Here is a 17,300-nt window from a genome sequence, read left to right as displayed (position 1 = left end):
TTTCAGCAATGGCTTACCATTCGACTGGCGTCGGCCTCCGCGGTGAGGTCCGGCGGACGCAAGCGAATCATCGAAGGTCGAGAGTGAATCAACCCGCGCGCCAGCGGCGGCGCACCAAGGCGGCCACGATTGCCGACGTGGCCGGGCTGGCCGGCGTGTCGCCGATGACGGTGTCGCGCGTCGTCAATGACGAGCCAGGCGTGCGGCCGGAAACGCGCGAGAAGGTCAACGCCGCCATCGCTGCGCTGAACTACCTGCCGCACCCGTCCGTGCGCCGCGAGCCCGACAGCGAGACCATCCGCATCGGCATGGTGTTCAACGACCCCAGCGTGGGCTACCTGAACGACTTCATGATCGGCCTGCTCAGCAAGGCCGGCCTGCGCCATGTGCAGCTGGACGTGCAGCGCTGCGAGCAGCGCGAGGACGAGGAGGACATGGTGCGGGCGATGATCGCCGGCGGCGCCCACGGTCTCATCCTGCCGCCGCCTTTCTGCGACTCGGAGCCGCTGCTGCAGCGGCTGGCCGCGCACAAGGTGCTGGCGGTGGCGGTGTCCAGCGGCCGGCCCAGCGCGCTGGCCAGCGCCATCGGCATCGACGACCAGCGCGCCGCTTACGAGATGACGCGCCACCTGCTGTCGCTGGGCCACCAGCGGCTGGGCTTCATCCTTGGCGACCGGCATCAGCACTGCAGCGAGCGCCGGCTGGCGGGCCTGCGCAGCGCGCTGCGCGACGCGGGGCTGGACCCGGCGCAGGCGGCGCAGCTGGCGCAGGGCGACTTCAGCTACCGCTCGGGGCTGGACGCCGCCGAGCAACTGCTCGCCGGCGCGGACCGACCCACGGCCATCTTCGCCAGCAACGACGACATGGCTGCAGCCACGGTGGCCATCGCGCACCGCATGGGCCTGGATGTGCCCAGCGATCTCGCGGTCGTCGGCTTCGACGATGCACCTCTGGCCACGACGATCTGGCCCGAGCTGACCACCGTGCGCCAGCCGGTCACGAAGATGGCCGGCGCCGCCGTGGAGCTGCTGGTGCGTCACATCCGCGCGCGCCGCGCCGGCAAGCCGCTGCCCTGCGAGCATGTGCTGATGCCGTTCGAGCTGGTGCGGCGCCAGTCCGACGCCGCGCCGCGTTCGCGCCCGCCGCTGCGGCTGGGCGCGGTGGCCTGAGCGGCTCACTGGAACAACCGCTGCGCGAAGTGGTACAGGTCCTGCCGCCACTGTGCCGCGTCGTGGCCGTGCGCCGGCACATGCCAGACATGCGGCACACCGAGCGCCTGCAGCCGGGCATGCACGCCCTGGCTGACGCGCAGCAGCCCGTCCAGGCTGCCGCAGGACAGCCACAGCAGCCGCAACTGCCGGGCCGCGCCGGCGTCGGGCAGCAGCTCGGCCGGCGCCCGCGTGTTGGGGGCCGAAGAGAAGCCGCCCACCCAGGCGAAGCGCTCCGGGTGCGTGAGCCCGAAGTTCAGCGCCTGGCCGCCCCCCATTGAAAGACCGGCCAGCGCGCGGCCGTCGCGGTCGGTGCGGGTGCGAAAGCGCGCCTCGATGGCGGGGATCACATCGTCCAGCAGGTCGCGCTCGAAGCGGGCGAAGGCCGGCGCCGCGGCGAACACATTGCCCTCGGCGCGGTCGTTGGGTTGCGCACGCCCGTTGGGCATGACGACGATCATCGGCTGGGCGAGGCCGTCGGCGATGAGGTTGTCCAGCAGCACCTCGGGCGCCGCGAAGCGCTGCCATTCGGTCTCGTCGCCGCCGATGCCGTGCAGCAGGTACAGCACCGGGTAGGCGCGCAGCGGGTCGTGGCCCGGCGGCGTGTAGACCAGCATGCGCCGGCGCGTGCCGACGGTGCGCGAGTCGTAGTCCAGCATCTCCAGCCGGCCGTGCGGGATGCCGTCGCGGGGGCGGTCCCAGCCCGCCGGCGGCGGGGCGAGGGCGGGCCGGTCGTCGGCCTGCAGTTCGATGGGCCAGCTCAGCGGGCGGGGCACGTCGGCCGGCTGCGCCGCCGCGGCGCCGGCAAGCGCGAGGAGACAGGCCATCAGGGAACACCGGAGTCGCGTCATCGTCGGGCAAGGTGGGTGGGGCAGGGCGGCGCATGCTAGGCAGGCTGTCCGTGCGCAGGCCAATGACTTCTGACCGCCCGGCGATTTGCTTTTCGTCATGGGCTCCCTCAGCGGCGCGCGTGTCTCACCTCAGCCTGAGGGCTTCGATGCCCATGCGGTGATCGAAACGCTCGTGAATTTGATTGCCGGGCGTCGCTGCGGCTTTCTAGGATGGCACTGATATATCAGCGGGCACCGCCGCCCCCCGCCCGAAAGGATGCCCATGAAGCATGCAGCCACTGCCGGCGCCGGCCCGCGGCCGGCCACGGTGTCCGATGTGGCCCGGCTTGCCGGTGTGTCGACGATGACGGTGTCGCGTGTCGTCAATGGCGAGCCCTCGGTGAGGCCCGACAGCCGGGCCCGGGTGCAGGCTGCCGTCGCCGCGCTGAACTACGTCCCCAACCCGGCGGCGCGCAAGCTGGCCGGCGCACGCCCCATCCTCATCGGCCTGCTGTACAGCGACACGCGGGCGGGCTACCTGAACGGCTTCATGCTGGGCCTGTTGAGCAAGATCAGCCTGCGGCACGTGCAGCTCAACGCGCAGTTCTGCGACGCCGGCAGCGATGGCGTCGATGTGGTGTCCGCCCTGATGGCCCAGGGCGTCGACGGACTCATCCTGCCGCCGCCCTTCTGCGAGTCCCGGCCGCTGCTGGACCTCGTCGCCCGCTGCGGTACGCCGACCGTCACGGTGTCGGCCGGCCAGCCGTCGTCGCATGCCCACGGCGTCAGCATCGACGACTACCGGGCGGCCTACGAGATGACGCGCCATCTGCTGGCGTTGGGCCATCAGCGGCTGGGCTTCATCATGGGCGACCCGGGGCACTGCAGCAGCGAGCGCCGGTTGGCGGGTTTCGAGGCCGCCGTTGCCGAGGCCGGGCTGGACCCTGCGCAGGACGTGCAGCGGGCCCAGGGGCGTTTCACCTACCAGTCCGGCCTGGACGCCGCCGAGCGGCTGCTGGCCGGCGCCCGCCGGCCGTCCGCCGTCTTCGCCAGCAACGACGACATGGCCGCCGCCACCGTCGCCGTCGCGCAGCGCCTCGGGTTGTACGTGCCCAGCGACCTGACCGTCGTCGGCTTCGATGATGCGCCGCTGGCCACCACCATCTGGCCCGAGCTCACCACGGTGCGCCAGCCCATCGGCGACATGGCGGGCGCGGCCGTCGACACGCTGGTGCGGCACATCCGCGCCTGGCGCAACGGTGTGCGGCTGCCGCCGAGCCAGCAGATGATGGCGCACACGCTGATCCGCCGGCAGTCCGACGCGGCGCCCAAGCTCCGGCCGGCCGTGCGGTTAGGCATCGTGGCCTGACGCAGGCGGTTGCGCGTTTGCGGCATGAACGTGGGGTTGTGGCTTTCCCGAGACTCAGGGAAACCCGTTCGGAGCGACATTCGGGCTCTGCCTAGAATTTGTTGCACTGCACAGGAGACCCCCGCATGGCGACTGCCCGCAAAAAGCCGGCATCCACCGAAGACACCGCCGCCCCCCAGGCCAAGCCCGGGCTGCGCGTGCTCAAGAAGTACCCCAACCGCCGCCTCTACGACACGCAGACCAGCAGCTACATCACGCTGGCCGACGTGAAGCGCATGGTGCTGGACGGCGTGGACTTCGAAGTCCACGACGCCAAGAGCCACGAGGACCTGACCCGATCCATCCTGCTGCAGATCATCCTTGAGGAAGAAACCGGTGGCGTGCCGATGTTCTCGACCAGCTCGCTGGCGCAGATCATCCGGTTCTACGGTCACGCGATGCAGGGTGTCATGGGCGGTCTGCTGGAGCGCCAGATGCAGGCCTTCACCGACATGCAGCAGCGCTTCACCGAGCAGACGCCGGGCATGCCCTTCAGCCCCGAGGCCTGGACCGGCCTGATGGGCGGCTACGCCGAGCAGTCCAAGTCGCTGATGAACCAGTGGCAGGAACAGATGAAGAATGCCGGCGCGCTGTTCCCGTTCGGCACCAAGAAATAGGGCGGGTTGGCGACATCGCCGAAAATGCGGTGATGAATGAAACGTCCACCTCCGTCCCCAAGATCGGCTTTGTCAGTCTGGGTTGCCCGAAAGCCCTGACCGACAGCGAGCTCATCCTCACCCAGCTGCGCGCCGAGGGCTACGAGACCTCCAAGACCTTCGCCGGCGCCGACCTGGTGATCGTCAACACCTGCGGCTTCATCGATGACGCCGTCAAGGAAAGCCTGGACACCATCGGCGAGGCGCTGGCCGAGAACGGCAAGGTCATCGTGACCGGGTGCCTGGGCGCCAAGGCGGGCAATGCCAGCGCCGACGCCGGCAGCCTCGTCCGCGAGATCCACCCCAGCGTGCTGGCCGTGACCGGCCCGCATGCGACGCAGGAGGTCATGGATGCGGTGCATACCCACGTGCCCAAGCCGCACGATCCCTTCGTCGACCTGGTGCCCAGCTACGGCATCAAGCTCACGCCCAAGCACTACGCGTATCTGAAGATCAGCGAGGGCTGCAATCACCGCTGCTCGTTCTGCATCATCCCCAGCATGCGTGGCGACCTCGTGTCCCGCCCCATCGGCGACGTGCTGAACGAGGCCCGCGCGCTGTTCGAGAGCGGCGTGAAGGAGCTGCTGGTCATCAGCCAGGACACCTCGGCTTACGGCGTGGACGTGAAGTACCGCATGGGCTTCTGGGACGGCAAGCCGGTCAAGACCCGCATGCTGGATCTCGTCGCCCAGCTCGGCGAGATCGCCAAGCCTTACGGCGCGTGGGTGCGGCTGCACTACGTCTACCCGTACCCGCATGTGGACGAGGTGCTGCCGCTGATGGCCGAAGGCCTGGTGCTGCCGTACCTGGACGTGCCTTTCCAGCATGCCCACCCGGACGTGCTCAAGCGCATGAAGCGCCCCGCAAACGGCGAGAAGAACATGGAGCGAATCCTGCGCTGGCGCGAAGCCTGCCCGGAGCTGGTGATCCGCTCGACGTTCATCGCCGGCTTCCCTGGCGAGACGGAAGCAGAGTTCCAGTACCTGCTGGACTTCATGCAGGAAGCGCAGATCGACCGTGCCGGCTGCTTCGCCTACTCACCGGTGGAGGGCGCCAGCGCCAACGACATCCCCGGCGCGCTGCCCGACGAGGTGCGCGAGGAGCGCCGCGCGCGCTTCATGGCGGTGGCTGAGGCCGTGTCGGCCGCCAAGCTGCAAAGCCGCGTCGGCCAGACACTGCAGGTGCTGGTGGATGCCGCCCCGGCGCTGGGCCGCAAGGGCGGCGTGGGCCGCACCTATGCCGACGCGCCCGAGATCGACGGCACCGTCAAGATCCTGCCGCCCGAGAAGGCCAGCAAGACGATGAAGGTGGGCGACTTCGCCCGGGTGCGCATCGTCGCCGCCGATGGGCACGACCTGGTGGGGAGTCTGGTTTGAAGCGGAGCCCGGCCACGACGCTGATCCATCACCCGTACCGCGCCCCCGAAGGCTGGGACGCGGTGCCGGTGCCGGTGGCCAAGGCGTCCACCGTGCTGTTCAAGGACACGGCCGACTTGCACAAGCCCCGGCCGCGTGACGGCCTGACCTACCGCTACGGCCTGCACGGCACCCCCACCAGCTACACGCTGGCCGCTCGCCTGGCCACGCTGGAGCATGCCGAGCACTGCCTGCTGGTGCCCAGCGGCCTGGCGGCGGTGACGCTGCCGTCGCTGTCCATCCTGCGCCCCGGCGACGAGGTGCTGGTGCCGGACAACGTCTACGGCCAGAACCGCTACCTGACCGAATCGTGGCTGCCGCAGTGGGGTGTCGCGCACCGCTTCTACGACCCGCTGACGGTGCCGGAGCTGCGCGACAACACCAAGCTCGTCTGGCTGGAAGCGGCGGGCTCCATCACACTGGAGTTCCCGGACCTGCTGGGCACGTTGGCCGCCTGCCGCGCGCGCGGCATCACGACGGCGCTGGACAACACCTGGGGCGCTGGACTGGCGTTCAACGGCTTCGAGCCGGCACCCGAGACCCACCCGGGCCTGGGTGCCGACATCGTCATGCAGGCGCTGACCAAATACCCCAGCGGCGGCGCCGACGTGCTCATGGGTTCCGTCTGCACGCGCGACAAACGCCTGCACGACCGGCTCAACCACGCGCACGAACATCTCGGCTACGGCGTGGGTCAGAACGACGTGGAGCTGGTGCTGCGCGGCCTGCCGACGCTGCAGCTGCGCTACGAGGCGCAGGACCGGGTGACGCGCGAGTTGGCGCGCTGGATGGCAGGCCGGCCGGAGGTGGCGCGGGTCTTCCACCCGGCGCTGCCCGGCTCGCCGGGCCATGAACACTGGCTGGCCGTCGGCGGCGCGGGCGCGGCCTGCCTGTTCTCGGCGGTGTTCAAGCCCGAGTACGGCGCGCGCCAGGTGGATGCCTTCGTCGATGCGCTGCAGCTGTTCGGCATCGGCTACTCGTGGGCCGGCCCGATGAGCCTGGCCGTGCCCTACGACATGAGCCGCAGCCGCAACCTGCCGCTGCCGTTCGACGGCGGTACGCTGGTGCGTTTTGCGATCGGGCTGGAAGACGGCGCCGACCTGCAGGCCGACATCGAACGGGCGCTGGGCGCGCTGGCTTAGCCTTTGTGCGACACCTTGTGTCGCATCAACTGGCCCTTCTCGCGTTCCCAGTCGCGTTTCTTCTCGGTCTCGCGCTTGTCATGCTGGGCCTTGCCCTTGGCCAGCGCGATGTCGGCCTTCACGCGGCCGCCCTTGAAGTGCAGGTTCAGCGGCACCAGCGTGAAGCCGCGTTGCTCCACCTTGCCCACGAGCCGCTTGATCTCGGCCTTGTGCAGCAGCAGCTTCTTGGTGCGGTCGGCCTCGGGCGTGACGTGCGTGGAGGCGCTTCGCAGCGCGTTGATGCGGCAGCCGATCAGGAACAGCTCACCGTCCCTGATGAGCACGTAGCCGTCGGTCAGCTGCACCTGGCCTGCGCGGATGGCCTTGATCTCCCAGCCCGACAGCACGACGCCGGCCTCGAATTGCTCTTCGATGTGGTAGTCGTAACGGGCGCGGCGGTTCTCGGCGATGGACATGGGCAGGGAGATGGGGCCTGGCGGCCTTCTTACAATCCCGTCATTCTATGAAGCAGGTCAAAAAGTCCGTTCTGCTCTGGTACACGCCGCAGGAGATGTACGAGCTGGTCACCGGCGTGGAGCACTACCCCGAGTTCCTGCCCTGGTGCAACAAGGTCGATGTGCTGGCGCAGGAGGGCGATGCCGTCACCGCGCGGCTGCACCTGGCTTATGCCGGCGTGCGGCATGCGTTCACCACCCGCAACCGCAACGAGGCCGGCCGCACCGTGCGCATGGAGCTGGTGGACGGCCCGTTCTCGCACCTGGACGGGGTGTGGCAGTTCCTGCCGCTGAACAAGCCCGGCACGACCGGCGAGCCCAGCGCCTGCAAGGTGGTTTTCGAGCTGAGCTACGCGTTCAGCAGCGGTGCGCTGGAGGCCGTGGTCAGCCCGGTGTTCGACCGCATCGCCAACACCTTCGTCGACAGCTTCGTGCAGCGTGCCGAGGTGCAGTACGGTGCGCGTTGAGCTGGTCTGGAGCCCGCAGGCTGGCGACGTACAGCACCGCTGGCTGGAGCTGGAGGCGGGCGCCACCATCGAGTCCGCGCTGCGAGGCTGCGCCGATTTCACGCCGCCCCCGGGCGAGCTGCGCGTGGGCATCTGGGGTCGCGTGAGAACCTTGGACGCGCTGCTGCGGGACCGTGACCGTATCGAGGTCTACCGTCCGCTGACGGTGGACCCCAAGGAGGCCCGCCGCCAGCGCTACGCCAAGCGGGGCGCGCGCATCGTGTCGCGCCATCGGCCCAAGGCCGGCGGCGGCTGATTCACGGTCACTTGCACTCGTTGGTGACGAGGTTGCGGGTGCGTTCAACCTCGGCCTGGCGCTGTGCGTCGTCCATGAAGACGCGCTCGCCCGCCTCGTTGGTGCGGGTGATGCGGATGCCGCTCTGCAGGTCGCGCAGTTGGGACTGGGCGCGGCTGCAGTTCTCGCGGCGTGTCTCGGCGAGGCGGCGTTCCTCTTCCTTCTGCTTGGCCGCTTCCTTGTCCTGATCCTGCTTCTGCCGGGCTGCGGCCTCCTGCTCGGCCTTCGTCGGCGCGCTGGCGGCGGGGCGGGCTGCCGGTGCGGACGCTGCGGCACTGGCGGCAGCGCCGGCCGGCACCACGGAGATCACGCGCGTCGCGTTCGCGGGACGCAGCAGGATGTCTTTGTCCGGCGTCCCCGACGGCGGCGGGCGGTCGCTGTACTGCACGTTGCCCTTGGCGTCTTTCCACTTCCACTGCGCCTGCGCGGAGGCGGCCAGGGCGAGACCGATCAGGGCGACGAAAAAGGGCTTGCAATGCATCGAAGCAGTGTACCTGCGGGCCCCTCCGTATAATGCCGCTTTGCGTCTGGAGCTTTCCTCATGCGCCTTCTCGGCAAAGCGCTCACCTTCGACGATGTGTTGTTGGTGCCAGCGTTCTCCCAGGTGTTGCCCCGCGACACCAGCCTTGCGACCCGTCTGTCGCGCAACATTCCCCTGAACCTGCCGCTGGTGTCCGCCGCCATGGACACCGTGACCGAGGCCCGTCTCGCGATCGCGATCGCGCAGGAAGGCGGCATCGGCATCGTGCACAAGAACCTGTCGGCGGAAGCCCAGGCGCGCGAGGTGGCCCGGGTCAAGCGCTACGAGAGCGGCGTCGTGCGCGAGCCGCTGACGATCAGCCCCGACGCCACCGTCCGCGACGCCGTCGAGCTGACCCGCCTGCATGGCTTCTCGGGTTTCCCGGTCGTGCAGGGCAAGAAGGTCGTCGGCATCGTCACCGGCCGTGACCTGCGCTTCGAGACGCGCATGGACGCCAAGGTCAGCGAGATCATGACGCCCGCGAGCAAGCTCGTGACCGTCAAGGAAGGCGCGTCTCTGGAGCAGGCCAAGGCGCTGATGCACGCCCACAAGCTGGAGCGTGTCGTCGTCATCAACGACGATTTCGAGCTGCGCGGCCTGATGACGGTGAAGGACATCACCAAGCAGACCAGCTTCCCGAACGCCGCGCGTGATTCGCACGGCGGCCTGCGCGTCGGCGCGGCGGTCGGCTTCGGCGAGGACACCGAGCAGCGCGTCGAACTGCTGGTCAAGGCGGGCGTGGACGCCATCATCGTCGACACCGCCCACGGCCACAGCGCCGGCGTGCTGGAGCGCGTGCGCTGGGTCAAGCGCAACTTCCCCGGCGTGGACGTCATCGGCGGCAACATCGCCACCGGCGCGGCGGCGCTGGCGCTCGTCGAGGCGGGCGCTGACGGCGTCAAGGTCGGCATCGGCCCCGGCTCCATCTGCACGACGCGCATCGTCGCGGGCGTGGGCGTGCCGCAGATCACGGCGGTCGACAACGTCGCCACCGCGCTGCGCGGCACCGGCGTGCCGGTCATCGCCGACGGTGGCATCCGCTACTCCGGTGACGTGGCCAAGGCCATCGCCGCCGGCGCGGACTGCATCATGATGGGCGGCGCCTTTGCCGGCACCGAGGAAGCCCCGGGCGAGACCATCCTGTACCAGGGCCGCACGTTCAAGAGCTACCGCGGCATGGGCTCCATGGGCGCGATGGCCAAGGGCAGCGCCGACCGCTACTTCCAGGACACGTCGGCCAACAACCCGAACACGTCCAAGCTGGTGCCGGAAGGCATCGAAGGCCAGGTGCCCTACAAGGGCTCGGTCGTGCAGGTCATCTTCCAGATGGCCGGCGGCCTGAAGGCGTCGATGCACTACTGCGGCTGCGCCACCATCGCCGACATGCAGAACAAGGCGGAGTTCGTCGAGATCACGACGGCCGGCATGCGCGAAAGCCATGTGCACGACGTGCAGATCACGAAGGAAGCACCGAACTACCGGAGCGAGTGAGCTGCATCTAGCGACAACGGGGCGATTTCGGATCGCCCCGTTTCTCTTTTTAGAACCACGATGAGCCCCACACCGCAACGCACCCCCGCCATGGGTTTCATCATGGCCGCGGTGCTGATCGACATGATCTCCATCGGCCTGATGGTGCCGGTGCTGCCGCACATCGTCGGCACGTTCACCGGCAGCAACGACGAGCAGACCTCGGCGTTCCTGATGGTGACCATGGCCTTTGGCGTGGCCAACTTCTTCGGCTCGCCGGTGCTGGGCGCGCTGTCCGACCGCTTCGGCCGCCGCCCGGTGCTGCTGATCGGCTTCGCGGGCCTGGCGCTGAGCTTTTTCGTGACGGCCATGGCGACGGCGCTGTGGATGCTGGTCGTCGTGCGTCTGTTCTCGGGCGCCATGCAGGCCAACATCGCCATCGCCAACGCCTACGTGGCCGACATCACGCCGCCCGAGGACCGTGCGCGTCGCTTCGGGCAGCTGGGCGCGATGTTCGGCATCGGCTTCATCCTGGGCCCCGTCATCGGCGGCCTGCTGGGCGATCACGACGTGCACTGGCCGTTCTTCGCCGCCGGCACGCTGGCCGTGCTGAACTGGTGCTACGGCTTCTTCGTGCTGCCCGAGTCGCTGCCCAAGGACCGGCGCAGCCCGTTCGACTGGCGCAAGGCCAACCCGGCGAGCGCCCTGCGCGGCCTGGCGGCGCTGCAGGGCGTGGGGCCGCTGGTGGCGGTCATCGCGCTGTCGTCGCTGGCGCAGTTCACGCTGCACAACACCTGGGTGCTGTACACAAAGTTCCGCTTCGGCTGGGGGCCGCTGGCGGTCAGCTGGTCGCTGCTGGTCGTGGGCATCGTGTCCGTCATCAGCCAGGGCGTGCTGCTCAAGCCGTTGCTCAAGCGCTTCAGCCCGCAGCGGCTGGCCGTGGTCAGCATGGTGTCGGCGTCGCTGGCCTACCTGGGCTTCGGCCTCGCGACCGAGGGCTGGATGATGTACGTCGTCATCGGCCTGAACCTGCTCGGTGGCGTCGGCGCGGCCGCGCTGCAGAGCTTCATCTCGAACGCCGCCGGCGCCGCCCACCAGGGGCGGGCGATGGGCGCCGTGTCGTCGCTGAACAGCCTGATGGCGGTGCTCGCGCCGCTGCTGGGGCTGACGCTGCTGGCCCAGGTGTCGCACCGGCCGGCGGCCGACCTGATGATGGGCCTGCCCTTCTATACCTGCGCGGCCCTGCAGGCCGCGGCCCTGTTCATCACCCTCCGTTTCTTCCGCAGCCAGCCGGCCCCGCAGCCGGCCTGAAAGACGCGCCATGCAACACGACAAGGTCCTCATCCTCGACTTCGGCTCCCAGGTCACGCAGCTCATCGCGCGCCGCGTGCGCGACGCGTCGGTGTACTGCGAGATCCACCCGAACGACGTGTCGGACGACTTCATCCGCTCGTTCGCGCCCAAGGCCATCATCCTGAGCGGCAGCCACGCGTCCACGTACGAGGACCATGAACTGCGCGCGCCGCAGGCCGTGTGGGACGCCGGCGTGCCGGTGCTGGGCATCTGCTACGGCATGCAGACCATGGCGGTGCAGCTGGGCGGCAGCGTCGAGTGGAGCGACCACCGCGAATTCGGCTATGCCGAGGTGCGCGCGCACGGCCACACCAGGCTGCTGGACGGCATCCAGGACTTCGAGACGCCCGAGAAGCACGGCATGCTGAAGGTCTGGATGAGCCACGGCGACAAGGTCGCGGCGCTGCCGCCGGGCTTCAAGCTGATGGCCTCCACGCCCAGCTGCCCCATCGCCGGCATGGCCGACGAGGCGCGCGGCTTCTACGCGGTGCAGTTCCACCCCGAGGTCACGCACACGCTGCAGGGCGAGGCGCTGCTGCGCCGCTTCGTGCGCGACATCGCCGGCTGCAAGGGCGACTGGCAGATGGGCAGCTACATCGACGAAGCCGTCGCGAAGATCCGCGAGCAGGTGGGCGACGAGGAAGTCATCCTGGGCCTGTCCGGCGGTGTCGACTCGTCCGTGGCCGCGGCGCTGATCCACCGCGCCATCGGCGACCAGCTGACCTGCGTCTTCGTCGACCACGGCCTGCTGCGCCTGAACGAGGGCGACATGGTCATGGACATGTTCGCCGGCAAGCTGCACGCCAAGGTCATCCGCGTGGACGCGAGCGAGCTCTTCCTCGGCGAACTCGCCGGCGTCACCGACCCCGAGCAGAAGCGCAAGATCATCGGCCGCCTGTTCGTCGACGTCTTCAAGGCCGAAGCCGCCAAGCTCAAGGCGGGCGACGGCGGCCACAAGGGCGCGACCTTCCTGGCGCAAGGCACCATCTACCCCGACGTGGTGGAGAGTGGCGGCACCAAGACCAAGAAGGCCACCACCATCAAGAGCCACCACAACGTCGGCGGCCTGCCGGAGCAGCTCGGCCTGAAGCTGCTGGAGCCGCTGCGCGAGCTGTTCAAGGACGAAGTGCGCGCGCTGGGCGTGGCCCTGGGCCTGCCGGCCGAGATGGTCTACCGCCACCCGTTCCCCGGCCCGGGCCTGGGCGTGCGCATCCTCGGCGAGGTCAAGCAGCAATACGCCGACCTGCTGCGCCGGGCGGACGCCATCTTCATCGAGGAGCTGCGCAACACCATCGACCCGGCCACCGGCAAGAGCTGGTACGACCTGACTTCGCAGGCCTTTGCCGTGTTCCTGCCGGTCAAGAGCGTGGGCGTCATGGGCGATGGCCGCACCTACGACTACGTCGTGGCCCTGCGCGCCGTGCAGACCAGCGACTTCATGACGGCCGACTGGGCTGAGCTGCCCTACGCGATGCTCAAGCGCACGTCGGGCCGCATCATCAACGAGGTGCGCGGCATCAACCGCGTGACCTACGACGTCAGCAGCAAGCCGCCCGCCACCATCGAGTGGGAGTGAGCGAGGGCCGAGGCCCGCAGTGGGCGCGCTAAGCTCGCGGCTCCCACCGGAGCCTCCCGCATGCGTGCTGCCCTCAGCCTTCTCGCCCTCGTCATCGTTGCCGCCATCGTGCTGTCGCTGGCCAAGAAGCAGGCCACGGCGCTGAAGCCGGCAGCACCCGGCGCGGCGGCGGCCAGTGCCGCGCTGCCGGCGCCGCAGGCCGTGGGGCAGCAGGTGCAGGGCAGCCTCGACGAGGCGGCCCGGCGCGCCGCCGAGGCGGCGGCGTCCGCCACGCAGTGAGGCCGTGCCGGGGCACAAGCTCTTCTTCGCGCTGCGGCCCGACGACGCGACGGCCGATCGCATCGCGCGCTTTGCGACGGCGGAGCATGAGGTGCGCGGCCTGCCGCCGCGCCTGCGGCCCAGCCGCATCTTCCACATCACGCTGCACTACTTCGGCAGCTTCGACGGTGAGCCCGACGCGCGCCTCGTCGCCACCGCGCAGCGCGCCGCGGCCGAGGTCGTGCGGCCGGCGTTCGGCCTGGGCTTCGACCGCTTCGCGAGCTGGGGTGACGAGCACGCCCGCCAGCATCCCTTCGTGCTGACCGGCGGCCAGGGCCTGGAGGCGGTGCGCGAGCTGCGCGACGCGCTCGTCGAGCGCCTTGTGGCACATGGCCTGGCGGCGCCCGAGCGTGACTACGAGCCGCACCTGACGCTGCGCTACGACAAGCGCCGCGCGCCGGCATGGCCGGTCGACCTGCCTGGCTGGATCGCCAACGAGTTCGTGCTGGTGAAGAGCCCGCAGGGCCTCACCCGGCACGACGTCATCGGCCGCTGGCCGCTGCAGGGCTGAGCGCCGCGGGGTGCGGTCCTACAGGCCCTGCCGCCGCACGCCGACCGGCGCAGGCCGGCGAACCGGCCACGATGCAACCACCTCGCCAGGAGACATCGCCATGATCCTCAAGCCCCTCATCGCCCTGGTGGCCGCCTCGGTGCTGGCCATGAAGCTCACGCAGCACCTGGGCCGCCAGCAGTTGCAGCGTCGCGCCAAGGACGACCACCAGCGCCAGCGCGACGACGTGCACCGCTGGGAAGGCGAGGGCGGCAACCTGCCGCCCACGCCGCAGCGCTGACCCGGCTCAACCGTCGGCCACGGCCTGCGCCAGCGCGCGCACGCTGAGCGGCGCCGAGCCTTCGGCCTTGTTGGAGATGGTGACGAAGCAGTCCTGCCCGGCGCCTGCCGTGCCGCGGATGATGCGGGCCAGCTCGGCACGGGTCTGCGGGTCGGGGTCCAGCATCTCGGTGAACTCACCGTACTTTTTCTCGGCCTCCTCGTAGCCGTAGGCGCCGTGCAGGCGGTTCAGGTTCCAGCGCGCCACCAGCGGCCCCGGCCACAGCGCGCGCAGCAGCGGCAGCTGCTCGGTCAGCGGAGGCAGCTTGGGGTGCAGGCCCACGCAGTAGCGCGCGCCGGTGTCGCGCAGCAGCGCGGCGAAGTCCGGTGTCAGCCAGGCGGCGTCGCGCACCTCCACGGCCAGCACGCCGGCGGGTGGTCTGGGCAGTGCCAGCAGCAGCGCGTGCAGCAGGTCGAACTGTTCGTTCATGCGCGCCAGCCGCGGGCCGGGCAGCGGGCTGATCTGGAACACCAGAGCGCCAAGGGTGGCCCCCAATCCTTCGTACGCCGGTTCGATGAAGTCGTGCAGCGCGGTCGTCGGGTCCAGGAACAGCGGGTTGGGCTGCTGGCCACGGCCATCCTCGCTGCGCAGCAGCGCGTCGGTGACCAGGCTGGGCGCCTTCACCGTGAAGCGAAAGCCCGGCGCCACCTGCTCGGCGTAGCGCTGGAATTCCGACGCCGCGAGCGGCCGGTAGAAGCCGCGGTCGATGCCGACGGCGCGCAGCAGCGGGTGCGCGGCGTAGGCCGGCAGGCCGGTGCGCGACAGCGTCGATTCGCTGTGCCGGCCGGCCCACACCAGGCCCTGCCAGCCGGGGTAGCTCCAGGTCGACGTGCCCAGGTGCACGTGAGGCGACAGCCGCGCGGCGAGGGCGGCATCGTCGGCCAGCACCGGCGCGGGCTGCACGCCGCGGGTGCGCGGCTTGGCAGTCTCTGGCGCGTGGGGTGCGGTGCCGAAGAGGTCGTCCTGATCGGTCATGGCCGCAGTTGCACGCCGGCAGCCGTCAGCGCGGCATGGATGGCGCGCGCGAAGGCGAGCGCATGCGGGCCGTCGCCGTGCAGGCAGAGGGTGTCGGCGCGCAGCCGCACGGTCTCGCCGGTCACGGCCTGCACGCTGCCGTCGCGCACCATGCGCAGCGTGCGGGCCACGGCCTCGTCCACGTCGTCAACCAGCGCGCCGGGCTGGCCGCGCGGCACCAGGCTGCCATCGGCGCGGTAGCCGCGGTCGGCGAACACCTCGGCCACGGCGCGCAGCCCGGCGCGTTCGGCGGCGCGCAGCAGCTCGCTGCCGGCCAGGCCGTAGAGGGCCAGCGACGGGTCGACGTCCAGCACGGCGGCGGCGATGGCATCTGCCAGCGCCGGGTCGCGCGCGGCCTGGTTGTAGAGCGCGCCATGCGGCTTCACGTGGTGCAGCGCGCCGCCTTGCGCGCGCACCAGCGCGGCGAGTGCGCCGATCTGGTAGGTCACGTCCGCGCGCACGTCGTCGGGGCTGAGGGCCATCTCGCGGCGGCCGAAGTGCTCGCGGTCCGGGTAGCTGGGGTGCGCGCCGATGGCCACGCCGCGGTCCAGCGCCGCAGCCACGGTGCGCTGCATCAGCCGCGCGTCGCCGGCATGCCAGCCGCAGGCGATGTTGGCGGAGCTGACGAGGGCCAGCAGGTCGGCGTCGTCGGGGGCGCCTTCGCCGAGGTCGGCGTTCAGGTCGACATGCATAGCGCGGTGCTCATCTGGTTCAGCAGCAATTGTTGTTGCCGGAGGGCGGCCACGGCGTCCTCGCGGGTGCAGCGCTCGAAGCGCAGCGTGGCGCCCAGCGGCAGCTGGGCGAGTTTCCACAGATCGGCGCGGATGACGACGGCGATCTTGGGGTAGCCGCCGGTGGTCTGCGCGTCGGCCAGCAGCACGATGGGCTGGCCCGACGGCGGCACCTGCACGACGCCCGGCAGCACGCCGTGCGACGCCAGCTCCGCGCCGTGCTCACGCGCCAGCACCGGGCCGGCGAGCCGATAGCCCATGCGGTTGCTCTGCGGCGTGACGGCCCAGTCGGCGCCCCAGAAGGCGCCGGCCGGGAAGTCGTCGTGCTCGGGGCCGGGCAGCGCGCGCACGCTGGGCGTCCACACGGGCGGGCGCAGGCCGACGGCGCGCGAGGGCAGGGCGGCGGCGGCCTTCAGCGGCAGGCGGTCGCCGTCGCGTAGCGCGCGGCCGGCCTGCCCGCCGAAGTGGGCCTTGAGGTCGGTGCTGTGTGAGCCCAGCGCCACAGGCACGTCGACGCCGCCGGCCACGGCCACGTAGCTGCGCATGCGCTCGCGCGGCGCGGCGAGCTTGAGCGTCTGGCCGGCACGCACGCGCTGGCGCCACCAGGGGCGCACGGCGTGGCCGTCGAGCTGGGCGTCGGCATCGGTGCCGGTGACGGCGATGCAGCCGTCGGCATGAAAGCGCAGCGTGGCGCCGCCCAGCGTGAACTCCAGCCCCGCCGCGCCGGGCGCGTTGCCGACAAGCAGATTGCCGGCCTGCAGCGCAAGGTCGTCCAGCGCGCCGCACAGGCTCAGGCCCCGGTCGCGCCAGCCGGCGCGGCCGAGGTCCTGCACGGTGGCCAGCGGCCCGGCGCGAACGATCTCGATCATGCGGCGACAAAGCGCACGCGGTCGCCCGGCGCCAGCAGCGTGGGCGGCTCGGCCTGCGGGTCGAACAGCGGGATGGCCGTGCGGCCGATGAGCTGCCAGCCGCCCGGCGTGGCCAGCGGGTAGATGCCCGTCTGCGCGCCGCCTATGCCCACGCTGCCGGCGGGTACCGCCACGCGCGGCTCGCTCCGGCGCGGTGTGTGCAGCGACGCGTCCAGCCCGCCCAGGTAGGCGAAGCCGGGCTGGAAGCCGAGGAAGTAGACGACGTACTCGGCCGCGGTGTGGCGGCGCACGACCTCGGCCGCGCTCAGCCCGCAGTGCGCGGCGACATCGCCGAGGTCGGGGCCGTCGTAGCTCACCGGAATCTCGACCCGCCGGCCCGGTGCGCGGCGGCGCGGCGGCTGCGTCCACAGCTGGTGCGCGGCGGCCTCCAGCGCGGCGGGCTCGGTGCGCAGCGGGTCGAACAGCAGCGTCAGGTTGTTCATGCCGGGGATGAGTTCCTGCACGCCGTCCACCTCGCCCAGCGCGGCCGCAAGCTGCCAGATGCGCTGCTGCTGGTCGAGCGACAGGGGCGCGGGCAGCGTGCAGCACAGGGCCGATTCGCCGAGAGGATGGACGGACAACACGCTCATGGCCGAAAGCATGCCAGAGCCGTCGCCTAAACTGCC

Annotated in this window: 20 protein-coding genes; 13 read left to right on the top strand and 7 right to left on the bottom strand. The window is 70.6% G+C overall.

Features of this window, described 5'->3' with window-relative positions:
• The first annotated feature begins 83 nt into the window (after positions 1-83).
• Entirely contained in the window at positions 84-1,169 is a 1,086-nt protein-coding gene (locus ACG04Q_RS24185; protein ID WP_394514167.1) for a LacI family DNA-binding transcriptional regulator, read from the top strand.
• Between the two features lie 5 nt (positions 1,170-1,174).
• Here the strand turns inward: ACG04Q_RS24185 and ACG04Q_RS24180 are convergent, their stop codons facing one another.
• Positions 1,175-2,035 carry an alpha/beta hydrolase gene (locus ACG04Q_RS24180; RefSeq protein ID WP_394514165.1) on the bottom strand — a complete coding sequence of 287 codons (861 nt, stop codon included), beginning with the start codon at positions 2,033-2,035 and terminating at the stop codon, positions 1,175-1,177.
• Between the two features lie 286 nt (positions 2,036-2,321).
• On the opposite strand from ACG04Q_RS24180, the gene ACG04Q_RS24175 reads away from it, so the two are divergent.
• From ACG04Q_RS24175 to ACG04Q_RS24160, 4 genes are all read left to right on the top strand, one after another.
• Positions 2,322-3,407 (top strand): LacI family DNA-binding transcriptional regulator, encoded by a 1,086-nt coding sequence (locus tag ACG04Q_RS24175; RefSeq protein WP_394514163.1) that lies wholly within the window; start codon positions 2,322-2,324, stop codon positions 3,405-3,407.
• 125 nt (positions 3,408-3,532) lie between these two features.
• Positions 3,533-4,063 carry a polyhydroxyalkanoate synthesis repressor PhaR gene (gene phaR / locus ACG04Q_RS24170; protein ID WP_394514161.1) on the top strand — a complete coding sequence of 177 codons (531 nt, stop codon included), beginning with the start codon at positions 3,533-3,535 and terminating at the stop codon, positions 4,061-4,063.
• A 32-nt stretch (positions 4,064-4,095) separates the two neighbouring features.
• The gene (gene rimO, locus ACG04Q_RS24165; RefSeq protein ID WP_394514159.1) at positions 4,096-5,478 is read left to right on the top strand and encodes a 30S ribosomal protein S12 methylthiotransferase RimO; all 1,383 of its coding nucleotides are present in this window, start codon (positions 4,096-4,098) and stop codon (positions 5,476-5,478) included.
• Complete coding sequence (locus tag ACG04Q_RS24160) at positions 5,475-6,659, top strand: PLP-dependent transferase (RefSeq protein ID WP_394514157.1); 1,185 nt, start codon at positions 5,475-5,477, stop codon at positions 6,657-6,659. Before rimO ends, ACG04Q_RS24160 begins: the two co-directional genes overlap by 4 nt.
• Here ACG04Q_RS24160 and smpB read toward each other — a convergent pair.
• The gene (gene smpB, locus ACG04Q_RS24155; protein ID WP_394514154.1) at positions 6,656-7,114 is read right to left on the bottom strand and encodes an SsrA-binding protein SmpB; all 459 of its coding nucleotides are present in this window, start codon (positions 7,112-7,114) and stop codon (positions 6,656-6,658) included. The genes ACG04Q_RS24160 and smpB overlap by 4 nt on opposite strands.
• Before the next feature lie 47 nt (positions 7,115-7,161).
• Between smpB and ACG04Q_RS24150 the strand changes: the two genes are divergently transcribed.
• Both ACG04Q_RS24150 and ACG04Q_RS24145 read left to right on the top strand, forming a co-directional pair.
• Entirely contained in the window at positions 7,162-7,620 is a 459-nt protein-coding gene (locus tag ACG04Q_RS24150; protein ID WP_394514152.1) for a type II toxin-antitoxin system RatA family toxin, read from the top strand.
• Positions 7,610-7,915, top strand: coding sequence for an RnfH family protein (locus ACG04Q_RS24145; protein ID WP_394514150.1), 306 nt, complete (start codon positions 7,610-7,612; stop codon positions 7,913-7,915). Before ACG04Q_RS24150 ends, ACG04Q_RS24145 begins: the two co-directional genes overlap by 11 nt.
• Before the next feature lie 7 nt (positions 7,916-7,922).
• Here ACG04Q_RS24145 and ACG04Q_RS24140 read toward each other — a convergent pair whose 3' ends face one another.
• Entirely contained in the window at positions 7,923-8,435 is a 513-nt protein-coding gene (locus tag ACG04Q_RS24140) for a DUF4124 domain-containing protein (protein WP_394514148.1), read from the bottom strand.
• A gap of 60 nt (positions 8,436-8,495) precedes the next feature.
• On the opposite strand from ACG04Q_RS24140, the gene guaB reads away from it, so the two are divergent.
• The 6 genes from guaB to ACG04Q_RS24110 all read left to right on the top strand — a co-directional run bounded on the left by guaB (position 8,496) and on the right by ACG04Q_RS24110 (position 13,982).
• Positions 8,496-9,965 (top strand): IMP dehydrogenase, encoded by a 1,470-nt coding sequence (gene guaB / locus ACG04Q_RS24135; protein WP_394514146.1) that lies wholly within the window; start codon positions 8,496-8,498, stop codon positions 9,963-9,965.
• Between the two features lie 60 nt (positions 9,966-10,025).
• Positions 10,026-11,255 carry an MFS transporter gene (locus tag ACG04Q_RS24130; RefSeq protein WP_394514145.1) on the top strand — a complete coding sequence of 410 codons (1,230 nt, stop codon included), beginning with the start codon at positions 10,026-10,028 and terminating at the stop codon, positions 11,253-11,255.
• Between the two features lie 10 nt (positions 11,256-11,265).
• Positions 11,266-12,873 (top strand): glutamine-hydrolyzing GMP synthase, encoded by a 1,608-nt coding sequence (gene guaA, locus ACG04Q_RS24125; RefSeq protein ID WP_394514144.1) that lies wholly within the window; start codon positions 11,266-11,268, stop codon positions 12,871-12,873.
• A gap of 60 nt (positions 12,874-12,933) precedes the next feature.
• Positions 12,934-13,152 carry a hypothetical protein gene (locus ACG04Q_RS24120; RefSeq protein ID WP_394514143.1) on the top strand — a complete coding sequence of 73 codons (219 nt, stop codon included), beginning with the start codon at positions 12,934-12,936 and terminating at the stop codon, positions 13,150-13,152.
• A 4-nt stretch (positions 13,153-13,156) separates the two neighbouring features.
• On the top strand, positions 13,157-13,702 hold the full coding sequence (locus ACG04Q_RS24115) for a 2'-5' RNA ligase family protein (protein ID WP_394514142.1): 546 nt from the start codon (positions 13,157-13,159) through the stop codon (positions 13,700-13,702).
• A 100-nt stretch (positions 13,703-13,802) separates the two neighbouring features.
• Positions 13,803-13,982, top strand: a complete 180-nt coding sequence (locus ACG04Q_RS24110; protein ID WP_394514141.1) for a hypothetical protein — start codon at positions 13,803-13,805, stop codon at positions 13,980-13,982.
• 6 nt (positions 13,983-13,988) lie between these two features.
• On the opposite strand, the gene ACG04Q_RS24105 is transcribed toward ACG04Q_RS24110, so the two are convergent.
• Genes ACG04Q_RS24105 through pxpB form a run of 4 tightly spaced genes read right to left on the bottom strand, consistent with a single transcriptional unit; the run spans position 13,989 to position 17,264 of the window.
• Positions 13,989-14,996 (bottom strand): DUF72 domain-containing protein, encoded by a 1,008-nt coding sequence (locus tag ACG04Q_RS24105; RefSeq protein WP_394514140.1) that lies wholly within the window; start codon positions 14,994-14,996, stop codon positions 13,989-13,991.
• Complete coding sequence (gene pxpA / locus ACG04Q_RS24100; protein WP_394514139.1) at positions 14,993-15,727, bottom strand: 5-oxoprolinase subunit PxpA; 735 nt, start codon at positions 15,725-15,727, stop codon at positions 14,993-14,995. Before pxpA ends, ACG04Q_RS24105 begins: the two co-directional genes overlap by 4 nt.
• On the bottom strand, positions 15,712-16,635 hold the full coding sequence (locus ACG04Q_RS24095) for a 5-oxoprolinase subunit C family protein (RefSeq protein ID WP_394514138.1): 924 nt from the start codon (positions 16,633-16,635) through the stop codon (positions 15,712-15,714). The genes pxpA and ACG04Q_RS24095 overlap by 16 nt, the downstream gene beginning before the upstream one ends.
• The gene (gene pxpB / locus ACG04Q_RS24090) at positions 16,632-17,264 is read right to left on the bottom strand and encodes a 5-oxoprolinase subunit PxpB (protein WP_394514137.1); all 633 of its coding nucleotides are present in this window, start codon (positions 17,262-17,264) and stop codon (positions 16,632-16,634) included. Before pxpB ends, ACG04Q_RS24095 begins: the two co-directional genes overlap by 4 nt.
• Between the last annotated feature and the right edge of the window lie 36 nt (positions 17,265-17,300).

It is taken from the genome of Pelomonas lactea (assembly GCF_043555885.1).
GTDB classification, from domain to species: domain Bacteria; phylum Pseudomonadota; class Gammaproteobacteria; order Burkholderiales; family Burkholderiaceae_C; genus Pelomonas; species Pelomonas lactea.
This window is presented reverse-complemented; position numbering and strand designations above follow the sequence as displayed.